15 protein-coding genes are annotated in these 16,485 nt (G+C 41.2%); 10 read left to right on the forward strand and 5 right to left on the reverse strand.

All coding sequences use genetic code 11. The features are described 5' to 3' along the window. The 10 genes from NXG61_RS02560 to NXG61_RS02605 all read left to right on the forward strand — a co-directional run bounded on the left by NXG61_RS02560 (window position 1) and on the right by NXG61_RS02605 (window position 11,898). Window positions 1-447 (forward strand): PTS sugar transporter subunit IIA, encoded by a 447-nt coding sequence (locus NXG61_RS02560; protein ID WP_196604363.1) that lies wholly within the window; start codon window positions 1-3, stop codon window positions 445-447. 141 nt (window positions 448-588) lie between these two features. After that, the gene (locus tag NXG61_RS02565; RefSeq protein WP_307223651.1) at window positions 589-891 is read left to right on the forward strand and encodes a PTS fructose transporter subunit IIB; all 303 of its coding nucleotides are present in this window, start codon (window positions 589-591) and stop codon (window positions 889-891) included. Between the two features lie 14 nt (window positions 892-905). After that, a complete protein-coding gene (locus tag NXG61_RS02570) occupies window positions 906-2,327 on the forward strand; it encodes a PTS galactitol transporter subunit IIC (protein WP_196604361.1) in 1,422 nt (473 codons plus the stop codon). Between the two features lie 33 nt (window positions 2,328-2,360). Next, window positions 2,361-3,710, forward strand: coding sequence for a sn-glycerol-1-phosphate dehydrogenase (locus tag NXG61_RS02575; RefSeq protein ID WP_196604360.1), 1,350 nt, complete (start codon window positions 2,361-2,363; stop codon window positions 3,708-3,710). Between the two features lie 86 nt (window positions 3,711-3,796). Continuing rightward, window positions 3,797-4,843 carry a 2-hydroxyacid dehydrogenase gene (locus NXG61_RS02580; protein ID WP_307223649.1) on the forward strand — a complete coding sequence of 349 codons (1,047 nt, stop codon included), beginning with the start codon at window positions 3,797-3,799 and terminating at the stop codon, window positions 4,841-4,843. Between the two features lie 59 nt (window positions 4,844-4,902). Next, window positions 4,903-5,601, forward strand: coding sequence for an L-ribulose-5-phosphate 4-epimerase (gene araD / locus NXG61_RS02585; protein ID WP_196604358.1), 699 nt, complete (start codon window positions 4,903-4,905; stop codon window positions 5,599-5,601). 235 nt (window positions 5,602-5,836) lie between these two features. Then, window positions 5,837-6,931, forward strand: a complete 1,095-nt coding sequence (locus NXG61_RS02590; RefSeq protein WP_307223647.1) for a GntR family transcriptional regulator — start codon at window positions 5,837-5,839, stop codon at window positions 6,929-6,931. Window positions 6,932-7,170: 239 nt separating this feature from the next. Further along, complete coding sequence (locus tag NXG61_RS02595; protein WP_307223645.1) at window positions 7,171-8,790, forward strand: xylulokinase; 1,620 nt, start codon at window positions 7,171-7,173, stop codon at window positions 8,788-8,790. Window positions 8,791-8,951: 161 nt separating this feature from the next. Next, complete coding sequence (gene araA / locus NXG61_RS02600; protein WP_196604355.1) at window positions 8,952-10,376, forward strand: L-arabinose isomerase; 1,425 nt, start codon at window positions 8,952-8,954, stop codon at window positions 10,374-10,376. Window positions 10,377-10,533: 157 nt separating this feature from the next. Next, window positions 10,534-11,898: a sugar porter family MFS transporter gene (locus NXG61_RS02605; RefSeq protein ID WP_196604354.1), complete on the forward strand. Its 1,365-nt coding sequence runs from the start codon at window positions 10,534-10,536 to the stop codon at window positions 11,896-11,898. A gap of 66 nt (window positions 11,899-11,964) precedes the next feature. Here NXG61_RS02605 and NXG61_RS02610 read toward each other — a convergent pair whose 3' ends face one another. The 5 genes from NXG61_RS02610 to NXG61_RS02630 all read right to left on the reverse strand — a co-directional run bounded on the left by NXG61_RS02610 (window position 11,965) and on the right by NXG61_RS02630 (window position 16,417). Then, window positions 11,965-13,104, reverse strand: a complete 1,140-nt coding sequence (locus NXG61_RS02610) for a sensor histidine kinase (protein WP_307223641.1) — start codon at window positions 13,102-13,104, stop codon at window positions 11,965-11,967. Then, window positions 13,097-13,792, reverse strand: a complete 696-nt coding sequence (locus tag NXG61_RS02615) for a response regulator transcription factor (RefSeq protein WP_196604352.1) — start codon at window positions 13,790-13,792, stop codon at window positions 13,097-13,099. The genes NXG61_RS02610 and NXG61_RS02615 overlap by 8 nt, the downstream gene beginning before the upstream one ends. 106 nt (window positions 13,793-13,898) lie before the next feature. Beyond that, on the reverse strand, window positions 13,899-14,666 hold the full coding sequence (locus NXG61_RS02620; protein ID WP_307223639.1) for a Rossmann-like domain-containing protein: 768 nt from the start codon (window positions 14,664-14,666) through the stop codon (window positions 13,899-13,901). A 36-nt stretch (window positions 14,667-14,702) separates the two neighbouring features. Beyond that, window positions 14,703-15,725: an ATP-binding cassette domain-containing protein gene (locus tag NXG61_RS02625; RefSeq protein WP_307223637.1), complete on the reverse strand. Its 1,023-nt coding sequence runs from the start codon at window positions 15,723-15,725 to the stop codon at window positions 14,703-14,705. Between the two features lie 5 nt (window positions 15,726-15,730). Beyond that, entirely contained in the window at window positions 15,731-16,417 is a 687-nt protein-coding gene (locus NXG61_RS02630) for a GTP-binding protein (RefSeq protein WP_196604349.1), read from the reverse strand. Between the last annotated feature and the right edge of the window lie 68 nt (window positions 16,418-16,485).

Below are 16,485 nucleotides of genomic sequence, written 5' to 3' on the forward strand. Positions count from 1 at the left end.
ATGGATGTGGATTTAATAAAAATCAATTTGGATTCTGTGACCGACAAGGAAGTCATAAAAGAACTCGGCAGTTTAATGAAAAAGAAGAACTATGTAAAGCAAAGTTATATCGATGCCGTGCTGCACAGAGAAGAATCACTTCCCACAGGATTGAATATAGGGGATACATGTGTGGCCATACCGCATACTGATCCTATACATGTCAACATGCCGGCTATAGCGGTGGGCTGCCTGAAAAATCCTGTAAAATTCCGCAGCATGATCGATCCTGAGCGTAAACTCGATGTCAGAGTCGTTTTCCTGCTGGCAGTAAAGGATCCCAAAAAACAAGTAGAACTGCTCACTAAATTAATGGATCTTTTTAAAAACGTAGAAATATTAAAAGAAATAGAAACAGCAGACAAAACAGAAAGCATAGCTCAAATTATGGACAAAGCCATCTCCTGACAGACGGTACATTAAAGCTTTATAAAAAGCTGTCCCATTCAGACAATATTAAAAATATGTCTGAATATAATATAGCCCCCGTCTTATGCTTTTAATCTTGCAGGATTAATATATTATAATTTATGATTTGGAGGAATTATTATGAAAAAAGTAAGTATTTTATCAGTCTGTGGTTCCGGAACAGTTACATCTTCTATGGTAGCTGGTAAATTAAAAGAAAAATTAAAGGAAAAAGGCTATATCGTATCCACAACTGAATCAAGACCAACCGAAGCATTGAACCTAGCAAAATCAGGCCGATTTGATCTAATCACATTCACCAGTCCGCTGACCCCCGGTGATTACGGAATACCTGCGATAAATGCATTTGCCTGCCTGACAGGAATAGGCGAGGATGAATTTTTAGCAGAAGTTTTAAAAACAATTGAAAATATGCAGAAATAAAGGAGCAATAAATTATGGATGCTGTATTAGTTTTTATGAAGTCTATTATTGACACATTCGGTTCAGCCATAATAGTGCCGGTAATAATTTTTATAATTGCCAAAATATTTAAAGTATCTACACAAAAATCTTTTCTCTCCGCGGTTTACGCAGGTGTCGGTTTGCAGGGATTCACGCTGCTTTTAAATTCATTTACACCTATCATCACCCCCGTAATAAATCAAATGGTAAATTCATCGGGGGTTCATTTACCTGTATTTGATGTCGGCTGGCAGGCAACCGCACTCGTTGCTTTTTCCACCAGCGCAGGCATGATATATCTGGGACTGGGCATAGCGCTCCAAACGATACTTTTTCTGATAAAATGGACAAAAATCTTCCAGCCCTCCGACTTATGGAATAATTATTCTTATATGGTTTGGGGTGCAATGGTCATCGGTGTCACAGGAAGCTTTACTCTTGGCATTGCCTGTATGGTTCTGCTCAATCTGTATTCTCTGCTGATTTCTGAACTGGTAGCTAAGAGATGGTCCACCTATTATCAATACCCTAATTGCACTATTATTGCCATGCATAATGTCGAAGCCAGTATTTTTGCGGTAGTTGCAGACCCGATATACAATATGTTCGGTCTCAACAAAATCAAATTGAACCCTGTTTATTTACAGCAAAAATTCGGATTTTTAGGTGAACCAATGACACTGGGGCTTTTTCTTGGTGGATTCATCGGTATTCTGGGTAACATAAATGATATTTTGACCTTAGCCGCATGGGGCCAGATTTTAAAAGTAGCGGTAGCGACAAGTGCCGTTATGGCTATATTCCCTAAGATAGCCAGTATGTTTGCTCAGGCATTTGCTCCCATTACAGAGGGTGCCCGCAAATTTATGCAAAATAGCGGCAACAGGGAATGGTATATTGCCGTAAATGATGCCGTTGGCTATGGTGAACCGGCAACACTTATTTCAGGACTGCTGCTTATCCCAATAATGCTTGTAATAGCTATAATCCTGCCCGGCAACAGCACCTTGCCGGTGGTTGATCTGCTGGCACTGCCTTATATGGTGCAGGGACTTGTAGCCACGCATAACGGCAATATTGCTAAAATACTGATATCCGGGACTATTTGGTTCGGTCTTGGTCTTTATGTATGCACCTACACAGCACCGCTGTTTACTAATATGGCTCTGGGAGTCGGTGTTGCCATCCCTGCAGGGGCAATGCTCATAACAAGCTTCAATATTTTAGGAAAACCGCTGATGGCTCTCGTATTTTTGGCATTCCTTACAGCCAGCCCTCTTTTTATAGGCGCTGCTGTAATTCTGTACTTTGCCTTATGGATATTGTTCAGAAAAAATAATGACAGAATCAATGATTATCTGCAAAAACAGGCCATGAAAAACGCCGGTGCTGAAGGCAGCGAAGAAGCTGCCTGAATTATACGCTCATAAAATTTAGGAGGCAGATCTATGGACTGGAACAAGTACTTAAACAGGACGATAAACTGCGCATGCGGACATACACACGAATGTGATATACGGCATATTGACATTGGTAAAAATGCAATAACCAAGCTGACCGGATATGTAAAAGAAAAAAGCTATGCCCATATCTGTATCATTGCCGATGTGAATACTGAAAAAATAGCGGGCAAAAAAGTTTATGCCGCATTAGACAATGCTGATCTTGAATATGACAAGTTTATATTTGATGACAAAGACCTTGTCCCCGATGAAACGGCGATAGGCCGGATAATGACACAGGTTTCCGATGATTGTGATCTGATAATAGGCATAGGCTCCGGAACAATAAATGATTTGTGCAGATTCTGCTCGCATAAAATGGGAAAAGATTATTTCATTGTCGCCACAGCGCCTTCTATGGATGGATATGCTTCCGACGTAGCACCGCTCATCGTGAATAACTTAAAGACCACCTATGAAAAAGTTGGCCGACCCAAGGTAATCATAGGAGATACAGATATTTTAAAGGATGCGCCTCTGCGAATGATAACCGCAGGTGCCGGAGATATTTTCGGCAAATATATATGCCTTACTGACTGGCAGCTGTCACATATTGTAAATGACGAATATTATTGTCCTTTTATTGCAGAAATCATGAATGAAGCCGTGACTGCTGTTGCCAAAGCCGCCGATTCAGGTATTGCTCAACGCGATGCCGATGCCATGGGATCAGTCATGGAAGCTCTGGTATTGGCCGGAGTCGGTATGAGTTACAGCGGCAATTCACGCCCGGCCTCCGGCAGTGAACATCACATGTCGCATTATTGGGAAATGAAGTTTTTGCAACGTGGTGAACACGGTATCCTGCACGGCACCAAGGTCGGCGTCGGCACAATTGTAGCTCTGCATTTATACCGATATGCGGCAGAGATTCTGTCTTCAGGCAGCCTAAAAGATTTTCCTGTCCCTGAATTTGACAAGGCAGCTTGGGCTGAAAAAATGTCAGAGATATATGGTCCTGCCGGAAACGGTGTGATCCTGCTGGAAGAAAAGTTTGGCAAAAATAATTGCGCCAACATAAAAAAACGGCGTGAAAAAGTCATTGAAAACAAAGAAAAAATACAGGAATTAATAAAAAAACTGCCGTCTATCACTGAAACGATACAAAGAATGAAAAAAATAGAAGAACCCTACAGACCTGATCAGATAGGAATAACAGATGATATGCTGAAAATAGCAATATTATACGCAAAAGAACTGCGTAATCGTTATGGACTTTTACAGCTTCTTTATGATTTTGGGCAGCTTGAAAAAGCAGCAGAAGCTGTCAGCGGACAGGTCATGAAACTTAATTGAACACGAGAGGTTTGCATATATCTGCGGCAGTCAACATCCGCAGATAAATGCAAAATATTTTTGAAGATAAGGAAAGATGACAGCTTATGAAAATTGTAGTTGTGGGCGATGCGCTGGTAAAAAGCGATGATTTGGAAAAAGCTGCCAGAGAGATGAACTTTGGCGAAACGCTTGAAATAAAAAAGCTGGAATGGTTTTCTGATCTACCAAAGGATAAATTTCAAAAGAAGATAATGGAAATAGAAAAAAACGGCCCGGAGAATATAACCCTTCCCGCAGGCATGTCAGATGCCACCAAAGAAGCTCATGCTCTGTTTGTACATTTAGCTCCTGTCAACAGAAAAATAATAGAAGGAGCACCTCACTTGCGTTTGATCGGTGCATGCCGGGGCGGTGTCGAAAATATTGATATTGAAGCGGCAACAGAAGCCAAAATACCTGTTATTCATGTCATAAGGAATGCCGAACCTGTAGCCGACTTCACATTGGCCTTAATGTATACGGAAACGCGCAATATAGCACGAGCCCATCATGCGGTGAAAAATGGTATCTGGCAGAAATCGTTTGCCAACGATCCGTACAAAACAACACTGAAAAGAATGAAAATCGGTTTGGTGGGTGCAGGCTATATAGGCCGGCTAGTATTGAAAAGATTAAATGCCCTGAAAATTGAAAGCGCTTTTTATGATCCCTACGTAAAAAAAAGCGATTTGGCAAAAGAAGGCCTGAACGCCGAATCTTTACCGCTTGAAAAATTATTTGAAACATGCGATATCATATCACTGCATATGCGCGTGACTGAACAGACCGCCGGAATGATAAATAAATCCCTTATATCCTTGATGAAGCCCAGTGCCTATCTTATCAATACGGCACGTGCCGAAATATTGGATCGCAGTGCCGTGGTGGATGCTCTGTCAAATAAAAAAATTGCAGGAGCAGCTTTGGATGTATTTTGGCATGAACCTTTGGAAAAAGACGATATTTTTCTCAAATTGGATAATGTGACGATTACACCGCATATTGCCGGTGATACCATCGATGCAATCACCTATGCGCCTTATTTACTGAAAGATGTGATAAATGATTATTTTACAAAAAAAATAAGTAAGATGCAGGTTAACAAATATTAATAAATGATATATAATGTATTACAATAATAAAATATGTCATACATATAGGAGGTACAGGAATGTTAAGTGAGTTGAAAAAAATTGTTTTTGAAGCAAACCTGTTGTTGCCAAAATATAAAATGGTAACATTCACGTGGGGAAACGTTTCAGGTATTGACCGAGAAAAAGGACTTGTTGTAATAAAACCATCCGGTGTGGACTACGAGAAAATGAAAGCAGAGGATATGGTGGTAGTCGATTTAGACGGGACCGTGGTTGAAGGAAATTATAACCCTTCTTCTGATACGGATACGCATATAGAATTGTACAAGGCCTGCCCTGATATAGGCGGTATAGTCCACACTCATTCCCGCTATGCCACTTCATGGGCTCAGGCATGTAAGGATATCCCGGCACTTGGTACAACGCACGCTGATGATTTTTATGGTTCCATCCCCTGCACAAGAGCCATGAAAGAAAATGAAATAGCAGGCAGCTATGAAAAAGAAACCGGAAAAGTCATAATAGAAACTTTTAAGGACAGGCAGCTGGATATGATGGCCGTTCCAGGAGTTTTAGTATATTCACACGGCCCATTCGCCTGGGAAAAAGATCCAATGAAGGCTGTAAAAAAAGCAGTCATTCTTGAAGAAATAGCTTTTATGGCATATCATACAACGACCCTGTCAGGAAAAACTTCTTTTATGCAGCAGGAACTTTTAGATAAGCACTATCTGCGAAAACACGGAGCAAATGCTTATTACGGGCAGAAAAAATAAGTTTTCGTTAATGCGGCTGGATATTTGATGAGATATCCAGCCGCATTTTTATCTGTCCGATGCTTATATATAATTTTATGCAAGAATACCAAACCCAAATCATACAATACATACACCCTATATTTTTTTCAGCGGAACACAGCCGCAGTAAAATATAAAGCCTAGACAAACTGCTGAAAATCATTCATAATTGTTAATAAATGATTTTGATTATAAAAATGGGGCATTTTACTGTATGAAAAACATTCCTAAATATGTAGAGATAATGAATTGGCTGGAAACAGAAATCGTGAATGGCGATCTGGCCTTTGGCGAAAAAATTCCTTCCGAAAATGAATTGGGGGAAAGATTTTCTATAAGCCGCCAAACTGTACGTCAGGCCACGAGTGTCCTGGAAAGCAAGGGTTTCCTGGAGCGGCGGCGCGGCTCAGGTACATACGTGAAATACTCTGTTGAAAATAAGAATCTTCCTGTTAGTAATGTGCGAACGATTGGCGTTGTAACAACATATCTTAATGAATATATTTTCCCTGCTATTATAAAGGGAATAGATGATGTGTTGATAAAAAAAAATTATTTTGTCCAAATGTCGCTCACATATAACAATATGGAGAGAGAGGCCGAAATTCTTAATAACCTGCTCGCAAAAAACCTCGACGGGCTGGTTATTGAACCTGCAAAAACTGGTTTGCCCAATATAAATCAAACTATATACGAGCAGATAATAAGCAGAAAAATTCCTTGCGTTCTTATAAATGCAATTTATCCAAACATGAGTATTCCCTGTGTAGCTATGGATGATTATGCCTGCGGAAAAGAAGCGGTTGAATGTTTGGTAAAGAACGGACACAGAAAGATCGGCGGTTTGTTCAAACTGGACGATATGCAGGGGAGATTGAGATACGCCGGCTGTGTGGAAGCCTTACGCAGAAACGGTATGAGTTTTGCCGAAGGTAATCTGATCTGGTATACCACAGAAGATAAAAATGAAGCATTTGCCCGGCATTTCAGTGACAGGATTTTAAAAACAGCTGAAAAATGCACAGCCATGATTTGCTACAATGATCAAATGTCCAGAGAGATAACAAGGATTTTATATAAGCACAGCAAAATAATACCAGAAGACATATCGCTGATCAGTTTTGATGATTCCAATCTTGATTTTCAAATGGAATTTGGTTTCAGCCTTACAACCTTCAGGCATCCTAAGGAAAAGCTCGGTCAGGTTGCTGCGGAGACCCTGCTCGATTTAATAAAAGGTGTTACAGCCGGTGATGTGAAATTCCCGCCTGAACTTATCGAAAGAACTTCAGTAAAAAAAATATGCTGAAAAACGGCTTGTCAGTTTCACTGGCAAGTCGTTTTTATTTGGTTTTTTTGTCGATAAGTGTCAATTTATTATCATTGCTTTAAATAATTTGTATTCTGATATGCTTAGAAAAGTGAAAGTGTTTTTAATAGTGAAAAAATTTTTAATAATATTTTCAATTATCTTATTTACATCCTGGTGCATAAGTTGTATTATATAAATAAAGTTGTATGATAATTATAAGGAGGTGTATATCTTCAATGAATTTGATTGAAACTTCTCGTGCGATAAAAGACGGGCACATTTCGTTGGGAATCGAGCTTGGCTCCACCCAAATCAAATCAGTTTTGATTACAGATGATTTTAACACTATAGCTTCAGGATATTATGTGTGGGAAAATCAGTATAAAGATGGTGTATGGACCTATCCGCTGCAGCAGGTTTGGGATGGAATAAGAGAGAGCTATAAGCAATTGGCGGCTGATGTCTACAGTAAATATCATCAGCCATTGATCAATATAGGTTCTATCGGAGTCAGTGCAATGATGCATGGTTACCTGGTTTTTTCAAACAGCGGTGATTTATTGACCCCTTTCAGGACATGGCGAAATAATTTGACGGAAGCTGCTACGGATGCACTTACGGATCTATTTGATTTTAATATCCCGCAGCGCTGGTGCATCGCACATTTATATCAGGCTATATTAAACAAGGAAGCTCATGTCGACAGCATCGATTTTATGACAACTTTAGCGGGTTATGTGCATTGGCGGCTTTCCGGTGAAAAATTTCTTGGCATCGGTGACGCCTCAGGTGCGTTTCCTATTGATGAACAGACCGGTGACTACGATGCAGTATTCTTAGGAATGTTCAGTCAATTGGAACAAGTGAAAACGTATACCTGGAATATAAGGAGTATTTTGCCCAAAGTGCTGAAAGCGGGCCAGCCCGCAGGTTATCTGACCGAAGAAGGTGCTCGTCTGCTGGATGAGAAGGGAACACTTACAGCCGGCAGTGTAATGGCTCCGCCCGAAGGAGATGCTGGTACAGGAATGGTAGCCACCAACAGCGTCCGCAAAAAAACAGGCAATATTTCAGTGGGTACTTCCGCTTTTTCAATGGTTGTTCTGGATAAACCACTTAAAAAAGTTCATCGGGATATTGATATTGTAATGACGCCGGATGGTTCGCCTGTAGCAATGGTTCATACTAACAATTGTTCCTCAGATATTAATGCATGGGCAGACATTTTTAAACAATTTGCCGGCAGATTAGGTATAGAACTTCAGGCCGATAAATTATATGAGGCATTATTTCTTGTGGCGGCTAAAGCCAGGCCTGACGCTGGCAGCCTTGTAAATTACAGTTATCTGTCCGGTGAAAATATTACGAAAATGCCATCTGGACGCCCCTTATTTGTCAGAACAGCCAATTGTGAATTTAATTTGGCTAATTTTATATTGGCACAGCTTTATGCCGCCTTCGCTCCCCTGAAAATAGGCATGGATATTTTGACAAACGAAGAACAGATTCGAACAGAAGTACTCATAGCACAGGGCGGTTTATTTAAAACGCCAATAATTGCCCAGCAGACATTGGCCAACGCACTTAACACCCCTATCACTGTCATGAAAACAGCGAGTCAGGGAGGCCCGTGGGGTATGGCAGTGCTCGCTGCCTATGTGAAAAAAAATGATTTGAGGTTAGAAGATTTCCTGGATCAAAAAGTTTTTGAAAACCCGGAAACGCTGACATTGAATCCCGAACCTATGGGTGTTGCAGGCTGTAAGCAATTTATCGATCTTTACAGAGCCGGCCTGTCCATAGAACACCATGCTGTTGATATGCTTACCGAAAAACAACAGAATCCTGTTTCATGAAAAATTTGCGTATTAATTGAGCAATGCAGGACATCAATTTTGTCTTAACCGGCCTGTCTTCATATATAGGCAGGTAACAGCATTGTCTCAAAAAATAATAAGTTGAAAATTTTTAATTTAAGAAATATTATCTAATATTTCTACAGAAGGAGTAATGAAAAATGTTATCAGTCAATAAGTATGAATTTTGGTTTGTTACCGGCAGTCAATTTCTTTATGGGGAAGAACAGTTAAGGCAGGTTGCTGAAGATGCTCAGGTTGTAGTGGATAAATTGAACGAAAGCGGTAAACTGCCTTATAAAATAGTTTTCAAGGATGTTATGACAACTGCTGATGGTATTACAGAATTTATGAAAGAAGTAAACTACAATGATGCCGTCGCGGGTGTCATTACCTGGATGCATACCTTTTCACCAGCCAAAAACTGGATTCGCGGTACAAAACTGCTTCAAAAACCATTACTGCATTTAGCCACCCAATATTTAAATAAAATCCCTTATGACACTATCGATTTTGACTATATGAATTTGAACCAGAGTGCCCACGGGGATCGTGAATATGGATATATTAATGCCCGGCTGCACAAAAATAATAAAATTGTTTATGGATATTGGGGTGATACGGATATTCAGGATGAAATAGCACGCTGGGAAGACGTTGCTGTTGCTTATAACGAAAGTTTCAAAATCAAAATATGCCGCTTCGGTGATACAATGCGTAATGTCGCCGTTACTGAGCTTGATAAAGTAGAAGCACAGATCGTACTGGGATGGACAGTTGATTATTATGGCGTGGGCGATCTGGTGGAAGAAATCGACAAAGTCGAGGACAGCGCGGTTGACAAAGAATACCACGATCTGCAAAAGCATTACACACTTGTGCAGGGCAATAACAGTGCAGCTGAATTTGAACATTCGGTACGTGTTCAACTAAAAGAATATCTGGGTATAAAAAGATTTTTGGAACGGGGCGGCTATACAGCTTTTACCACTAATTTTGAAGATTTACACGGACTGGCACAGCTGCCGGGTTTGGCTACTCAGCTGTTAATGCGCGATGGGTATGGATTCGGTGCTGAAGGAGACGGCAAGTCCGCAGGATTGAGCAGATTACTGAAAATCATGGCACATAACAAGAACACTGCCTTTATGGAAGACTACACGCTGGATCTGCGCAAGGGACATGAGGCAATTTTAGGAGCGCATATGCTGGAAGTAGATCCTTCCATAGCCAGCGAAAAACCACGTGTTGAGGTTCATCCGCTTGATATCGGCGGAAAAGAAGCTCCGGCACGTCTTGTATTCACAGGATCTGAAGGAGATGCTATTGATGTGACACTCTCCCACTTTGCCAATGGTTTTAAACTGCTCAGCTATCCGGTAAATGCCAATAAACCGGAAGCAGAAACACCCCATCTGCCAGTAGCAAAACAATTATGGACACCAAAGGCGGGTCTGAAAAAAGGTTCTATCAAATGGATCGAAAACGGCGGCGGACACCATTCTGTATTTTCCTTTGCCTTAACAGAAAATCAAATAGACGATTTGGCCAAAATGTTTGGGATTGAATCAATTGTAATTGAATAAAGTTTTCTGTCACCGTTACTATGCAGAAACATTATAAATGTGGTTTGGTATTTACAATTGAAGCCGTTATGCAGATATATCAAGGGATATTATTTTGATTTAAAATAATATCCCTGCTATTCTGATTTTTTCTTAATTAATAGAGAGGTGCAAAAATTTGGAAGAGAAGAAAATATCCAGCAGTTATATTTATTTCTTTGGGGCTTTTGGCGGGATTCTCTTTGGTTACGACATCGGCGTCATGACAGGAGCACTGCCTTTTCTGACCCATGATTGGCAGCTTACAAACGCGTCTACCATAGGATGGATCACTTCAGCTGTTATGTTTGGCGCAATTTTTGGCGGAGCTTTGGCAGGACAGCTTGCTGATAAACTCGGACGACGCAGAATGATTTTGATTTCAGCAATATTATTTGCTATTTTCGCATTACTGTCAGGTATCGCTCCTGATAACGGTCAAACTTATATGATAATAGTTCGCGCTTTCTTAGGACTTGGCGTAGGCGCCGCTTCAGCATTAGTACCAGCATATATTTCTGAACTGGCACCGGCAAAGCTGCGCGGCCGTCTTTCCGGTATCAATCAGACCATGATCGTTTCAGGGATGCTTGTTTCATATGTTGTGGATTTTTTATTGAAAGATCTCCCCGGGGAAATGTCATGGCGATTAATGCTTGGTTTTGCCTGCCTTCCCGCTATCATTTTATTTTTTGGTGTGCTGCGTTTGCCGGAATCACCGCGCTACTTGATTAAAAACGGCCATTATGATGAGGCCCGCAGAGTATTGAGTTATGTCCGTCCGCAAAATGAAATCGAAGCTGAACTGAATGACATAAAAGAAACCGCTGCAAAAGAAAATCAAGCAGCACATCAAGTCAGCTGGGCAAGCTTGCTAAACAGTAAATATCGCTATTTGATCATTGCCGGTGTCGGTGTCGCTGCCTTCCAGCAATTCCAAGGAGCTAATGCTATTTTTTACTATATTCCTCTGATTGTAGAAAAAGCTACCGGAAGCGCGGCAACCAACGAATTAATGTGGCCGATAATTCAAGGCTTGATCCTTGTGCTGGGTTCGTTAGTATATATATGGATCGCAGAAAAATTTAACAGACGCACACTTTTGATGGTAGCCGGTTTCATCATGGGGCTGTCTTTTATCCTGCCAGCAGTTATAAATTGGCTGATACCCGGCACCAGCTCTATGATGATAGTATTTTTTCTGTGCATCTACGTTGCTTTTTATTCCGCTACATGGGCTCCTATAACCTGGGTAATCGTCGGTGAGATATTCCCTCTGTCTGTTCGCGGACGAGCAGCAGGCCTGGCTTCATCTTTTAACTGGATCGGTTCATGGCTTGTAGGCTTATTATTCCCCATCATGACTGCGTCTATGCCACAGGAAGTCGTCTTCGCAATTTTCGGTGTCATATGCATGTTGGGAGTGCTTTTTGTGAAAATACGTGTGCCTGAAACACGAGGCCGTACTTTGGAGGAAATAGAAGCCGAAGAAACCGGCCGATGAATTGCCAAAATGCATTATTCCGACAGCCCCTTTAGGTTGCGGCACAGCAAACAAATAGTCCCTGTGTCAATTTAACGGCAGTAATATATTAAATGTCGTTCCCATGCCTATCGTACTGGTCACTTCTATTTTCCCGCCGTGATTTTCGATCAGTTGTCTGACTATTGCCAGTCCGAGACCGGAACCTCCGCTCTTTCTGTCTCTGGATTTATCGCCGCGATAAAAATGATCAAACACATGTGGCAGATCTTCTTTTGATATACCTGTTCCGTTATCAGCTATGGAAATTTTTACCCAACGGCCCTCCTGTTTATTCAGGAGAGCCGTTTTTATCTGTATAGTGCTGCATTCCGGTGAATATCTGACAGCGTTGACAATAACATTATAAAAGACCTGGCTGATACGATCCCGATCCACCAAAATATCAGGCAGCTTTTCCTTACCATTAGTAAAGTTGATTGTTATATTTTTTTTATTACTCAGCGGTTTCAGCGAAGCAATCAATCGGTTGATCAGATTATTTATATCAGCAGGAGATTTTTCCAGTGTCAGTTGATGAACTTCAGCAAGTGACAGATCCCGCAAATCCCTTATAAGACGATTCAAACGTATGGCTTCTTCATACAGCGAACGAAGCTGATCTTTACTGGGCTCAACAACACCGTCGAGCATTCCCTCAATATTTCCTTGAATAACTGCCAGAGGAGTCCTGAGCTCATGCGCAACATTAGCAAGCAGCTGCTTTTTAAGTCTGGTATTATCTGCCAGTGTCTGCGACATTTGATTAAAAATATCTGCCAATTCACCGACCTCATCATTAGTCCTGACTGATACGGTTTTGCCAAAAGTGCCTTTTTTTACTTCCTTGGCAGCCTGCCCGAGATTTTTAAGAGGAACAGTAATACTTCTTGCCAGCAGATAACTTACCAACAATCCAAGCAGCAGCATTATCAGCCCTACCCAGAACAATGAATTATGAACTGACATCAGAAAAGTTTTTTCAGTCGGTCCCATAACCAGCGCCATCGTATGCTCGCTGTCATACATATTTCCGCCCTGCATTTGTATTTGCTGCACTATCAAATATTCCTTGAACTGTTCCTCCATTTGCACATCCGCCAGATAAATAAGCACAAAAACGGTGACTGCAATGGCTACAAAGGTAAGTCCCGTAATCCGTACGGTGATACTATTAAACCTACTCATTACTGCCGCCATTAAACTTATAGCCAATACCATATACGGTCTGCAAATAGCGCGGATTTTTTGGATCAGCTTCCAGTTTACGACGCAGATTTTTAATATGAGTGTCAATAGTCCGCTCATATCCGTCAAACATATAACCTTGTGTTTGTTCGACAATTTGCAGTCTGGTAAAAACTTTCCCGGGATTGCCAGCCAACAACTCCAATAATTTAAATTCAGTGGGAGTGAGTTCTACCGGAAGACCCCCATTAAATACCTGATGGCGTTCAGGATCAATAGTAATATTATCCATCTTCAAAATTCTTCTGTTTACAACGCTATTGCCAACACGTCTTAAAATCGCCTTCACTCTGGCAACCACTTCACGCGGGCTGAACGGCTTAGTTACATAATCATCCGCGCCAATCTCCAGACCGATCAATCGATCACTTTCTTCATCTCTGGCAGTAAGCATGAGAATAGGAGTGTCATTATCACGCCTTACTTGTTTGCATACATCCCAGCCACTCATGCCCGGCAACATCAGATCAAGAATAATGACACTGGGGCTTTTATCCTTCACTGCCTGTAAAGCTGAAAGTCCGTCTTCGGCAGTATATGTAATAAAGTCTTCCCTGTCAAAATAAGCTTTCAGCAATTTGACCAATTTTTCATCATCATCAACAATCAATACAGAAAATATTGACATGATCCGTCTCCTTTGCAAACCTGTTCTATATTGCAGATAAAAATATTTACTGCGTAAATTGTATCATCCCAAGATACGGTCAACGTGAATTTTTAAAATTCATATTTCATTGTTTAAAAAACAGAGTTTTTTTCATGCTTACTTTTTGTGCAGCCAAATGAATATTGCCTTTTATATTTCCGCTGATAATATTTTTTGCCTTTTCTTCATCACTGACTACCAGACCTGACAGATCGTCAATCCCTCTTTCAAACAGCACCGGAGACAATGTCGTCGAACATCCCACCATAATTACATAAGCATTTTCAGCAAGTTCCAAATAACGCGGCAATGTTTTATAAGCAATTGACGAACAGGGAATTATCACAAAATCACTCTGCGGCAGAATATATTCGGCTGCCTCCAGCGGATAGTCTCCTTCCTGCTGTGTTCTCTCAATTATAGAAAGATCACATACTGGTGCAAATAATTTATCCAAATAATGGAAATGACCGATCACTGCTACTTTTTTGCCCTTTATGGCATTTTGGTAAGCAATAAAAGGATCCTTCAAGCGGTCTTCACTGTGGCGCCCGTTGCCGAAGTCTATCCCGTTCTTTCCGGCAACGGGAATTGCATTATAATATGCGTTTAATGCGGCATGTCCGATTGAAGCTTCTATAAAATTCCACGACTTAACTGCTTCGGCCAATTTTTTCAAGGGCATCCCTATTTCCCGCGGGTAACGTTCACTGCGCATATCTCCCGGCAGGAGCGGTGCCAGTCCCATTCCCAATTCGCTTCTGACACACACATGATACGTTCCTGCCACAACATACTCTACGGCTAAGCCGTCCGGTATCGCGTTTATCAATTGGTCATAAATTTCCCACATAAATTATTCCCGGTCCTCTCATAATAATCAACGTTTTTAAATATTGTTCCTTAATTCATCGATATTTTCTATCAGTTCTCCTCTGCGCAGACGGTTTCTGATATCCAATAATGTATCATCCAAATGTTTTATGGTATTCCTGCATTTTTTCTCTGTATCGGTCGTAGTTATGATTTTATCCATTCCGCCGTTCTTTATGACAATACGCTTATCGGCCCCCAATGCCAGCAGGGGATCATGTGTTGAAAGTATAACGATCTTTTCGCTTCGTGCCAGACATTTTATAGCTTCCTGACGGTCAACACCGGCATTTTCTATTTCATCTATCAATACGATGGGCGATGAACTTATATAGGCGGCATCAGCAATCATCAATGCTCTGGACTGACCGCCGGACAGCTGAGTCACCTTGGTATCATCTGAAAATTTCTCACCGGCGAGCTTATTGGCCGTATCAAAACATTTTTTCACCACCGCCTGCTCATCTTTGACCAAACGAATTTTGGCGTGCATCGAAAGAAAGTCCGCCACGCTCACATCCATAACAAAATTCATATTTTGTGACAATTGTGCTACCAGCCGATTCCCTAAATCAAACCGCTCCTCATCACTAAGCCGTCCGCCATTGATCATGATACACCGTTTTGACGGAGTATCCCCCTGTGCCAGGCACTCAACATCTGCTAAAAGACAGCTTTTCCCCGAACCAGTAGGGCCGACTATACTGATAATTTCGCCTGCCTTAACAGTCAATGTTATTTTTTCCTTCTGTCTGTTTTTATTTTCACCGCCTATTATTGTCAGGTTTTTCACTTGTGTGCAAGTGCCCTTTATTTTTCTGATAGTATTGATAAATTCGATCAACTGCTCCGGCAGACTTTTTCTCGTCAGATCGAACTGGGCCAGATCATCTTCCGGCACTGTCAGCAATGCCTCATCCAAGGGCAGGTCTTCGGGCAGATTTTGCAGTCCTATATTTTCAAGAAAATCCTGCGCCTGGGGATATTGTTTTTTTACTTCGAGAATGCTGCTCTTTTTTATGAACTCTTCCTGCTCCATCAGTATCACCTGAATTCCATCGTTTTCATCATGCCCATCTGATAATTGTCGCCAATATGAGTTTCGCCCGTGCAATAAGAACATACTGCTGCCGGTGTTGTAAACCGCAGCCGATAATCCTGCAAGGATACTACTTCTCTTGCCGTCTGTACATGTTTCCTTAACATGAACGCCCCCTGGCCTGTGATTCCGTTTATGAAAATCACATGAGCTTTGGCATTGGCCTGAAGCACATTAAACATAAATACTTCCCGCTCTGCCTGTGAAACTATATCCCCCTTTGTTATCACTATAATATCAGCATATTTTAGCATCGGTCCGATTTTTCGGGGAGTATGTACTCCGGCAAGGCTGTCGATCACGCAAATCGCCAAAACCCCCTGCACATGGGGAGAACATCTGTTGCAAAGTCCCGCGCTTTCGGTAAACAAATAATCGAACTTATTTTTTATGCCCCATTGAACACATTTTTCTATATTGCTGATATAAAAATGGTCCGGACAGAATTTCCCCGACAACCCTATTTGTACAGGCACATCAGAAGAAACATAAGCCGCTTTATCAAAAGTGGTCAGACAGTCAAACTTGACTGCTCCCGCAGTTGACTCATCCTGTTTCAGTCTTTCTATCAATTGCAGAATGACTGCTGTTTTCCCTGAAGATGGCGGTCCCGAGACAGTTACAAGCTTCATTTTTACCTCACTTACAAATCAATACAGCATTAAACTATTGCCTGTATTTTTTATCATCATTTTCTTAA

The sequence above is a fragment of the Pectinatus haikarae genome, from assembly GCF_050916305.1.
Taxonomy (GTDB): Bacteria; Bacillota; Negativicutes; order Selenomonadales; family Selenomonadaceae; genus Pectinatus; species Pectinatus haikarae.

Bases quoted from the DNA above. Each gene is read 5' to 3' on its own strand.
- NXG61_RS02560 (WP_196604363.1), top strand. From the start codon at position 1: ATGGATGTGGATTTAATAAAAATCAATTTGGATTCTGTGACCGACAAG.
- NXG61_RS02565 (WP_307223651.1), top strand. From the start codon at position 589: ATGAAAAAAGTAAGTATTTTATCAGTCTGTGGTTCCGGAACAGTTACA.
- NXG61_RS02570 (WP_196604361.1), top strand. From the start codon at position 906: ATGGATGCTGTATTAGTTTTTATGAAGTCTATTATTGACACATTCGGT.
- NXG61_RS02575 (WP_196604360.1), top strand. From the start codon at position 2,361: ATGGACTGGAACAAGTACTTAAACAGGACGATAAACTGCGCATGCGGA.
- NXG61_RS02580 (WP_307223649.1), top strand. From the start codon at position 3,797: ATGAAAATTGTAGTTGTGGGCGATGCGCTGGTAAAAAGCGATGATTTG.
- araD (WP_196604358.1), top strand. From the start codon at position 4,903: ATGTTAAGTGAGTTGAAAAAAATTGTTTTTGAAGCAAACCTGTTGTTG.
- NXG61_RS02590 (WP_307223647.1), top strand. From the start codon at position 5,837: ATGAAAAACATTCCTAAATATGTAGAGATAATGAATTGGCTGGAAACA.
- NXG61_RS02595 (WP_307223645.1), top strand. From the start codon at position 7,171: ATGAATTTGATTGAAACTTCTCGTGCGATAAAAGACGGGCACATTTCG.
- araA (WP_196604355.1), top strand. From the start codon at position 8,952: ATGTTATCAGTCAATAAGTATGAATTTTGGTTTGTTACCGGCAGTCAA.
- NXG61_RS02610 (WP_307223641.1), bottom strand. From the start codon at position 13,104: ATGAGTAGGTTTAATAGTATCACCGTACGGATTACGGGACTTACCTTT.
- NXG61_RS02615 (WP_196604352.1), bottom strand. From the start codon at position 13,792: ATGTCAATATTTTCTGTATTGATTGTTGATGATGATGAAAAATTGGTC.
- NXG61_RS02620 (WP_307223639.1), bottom strand. From the start codon at position 14,666: ATGTGGGAAATTTATGACCAATTGATAAACGCGATACCGGACGGCTTA.
- NXG61_RS02625 (WP_307223637.1), bottom strand. From the start codon at position 15,725: ATGGAGCAGGAAGAGTTCATAAAAAAGAGCAGCATTCTCGAAGTAAAA.
- NXG61_RS02630 (WP_196604349.1), bottom strand. From the start codon at position 16,417: ATGAAGCTTGTAACTGTCTCGGGACCGCCATCTTCAGGGAAAACAGCA.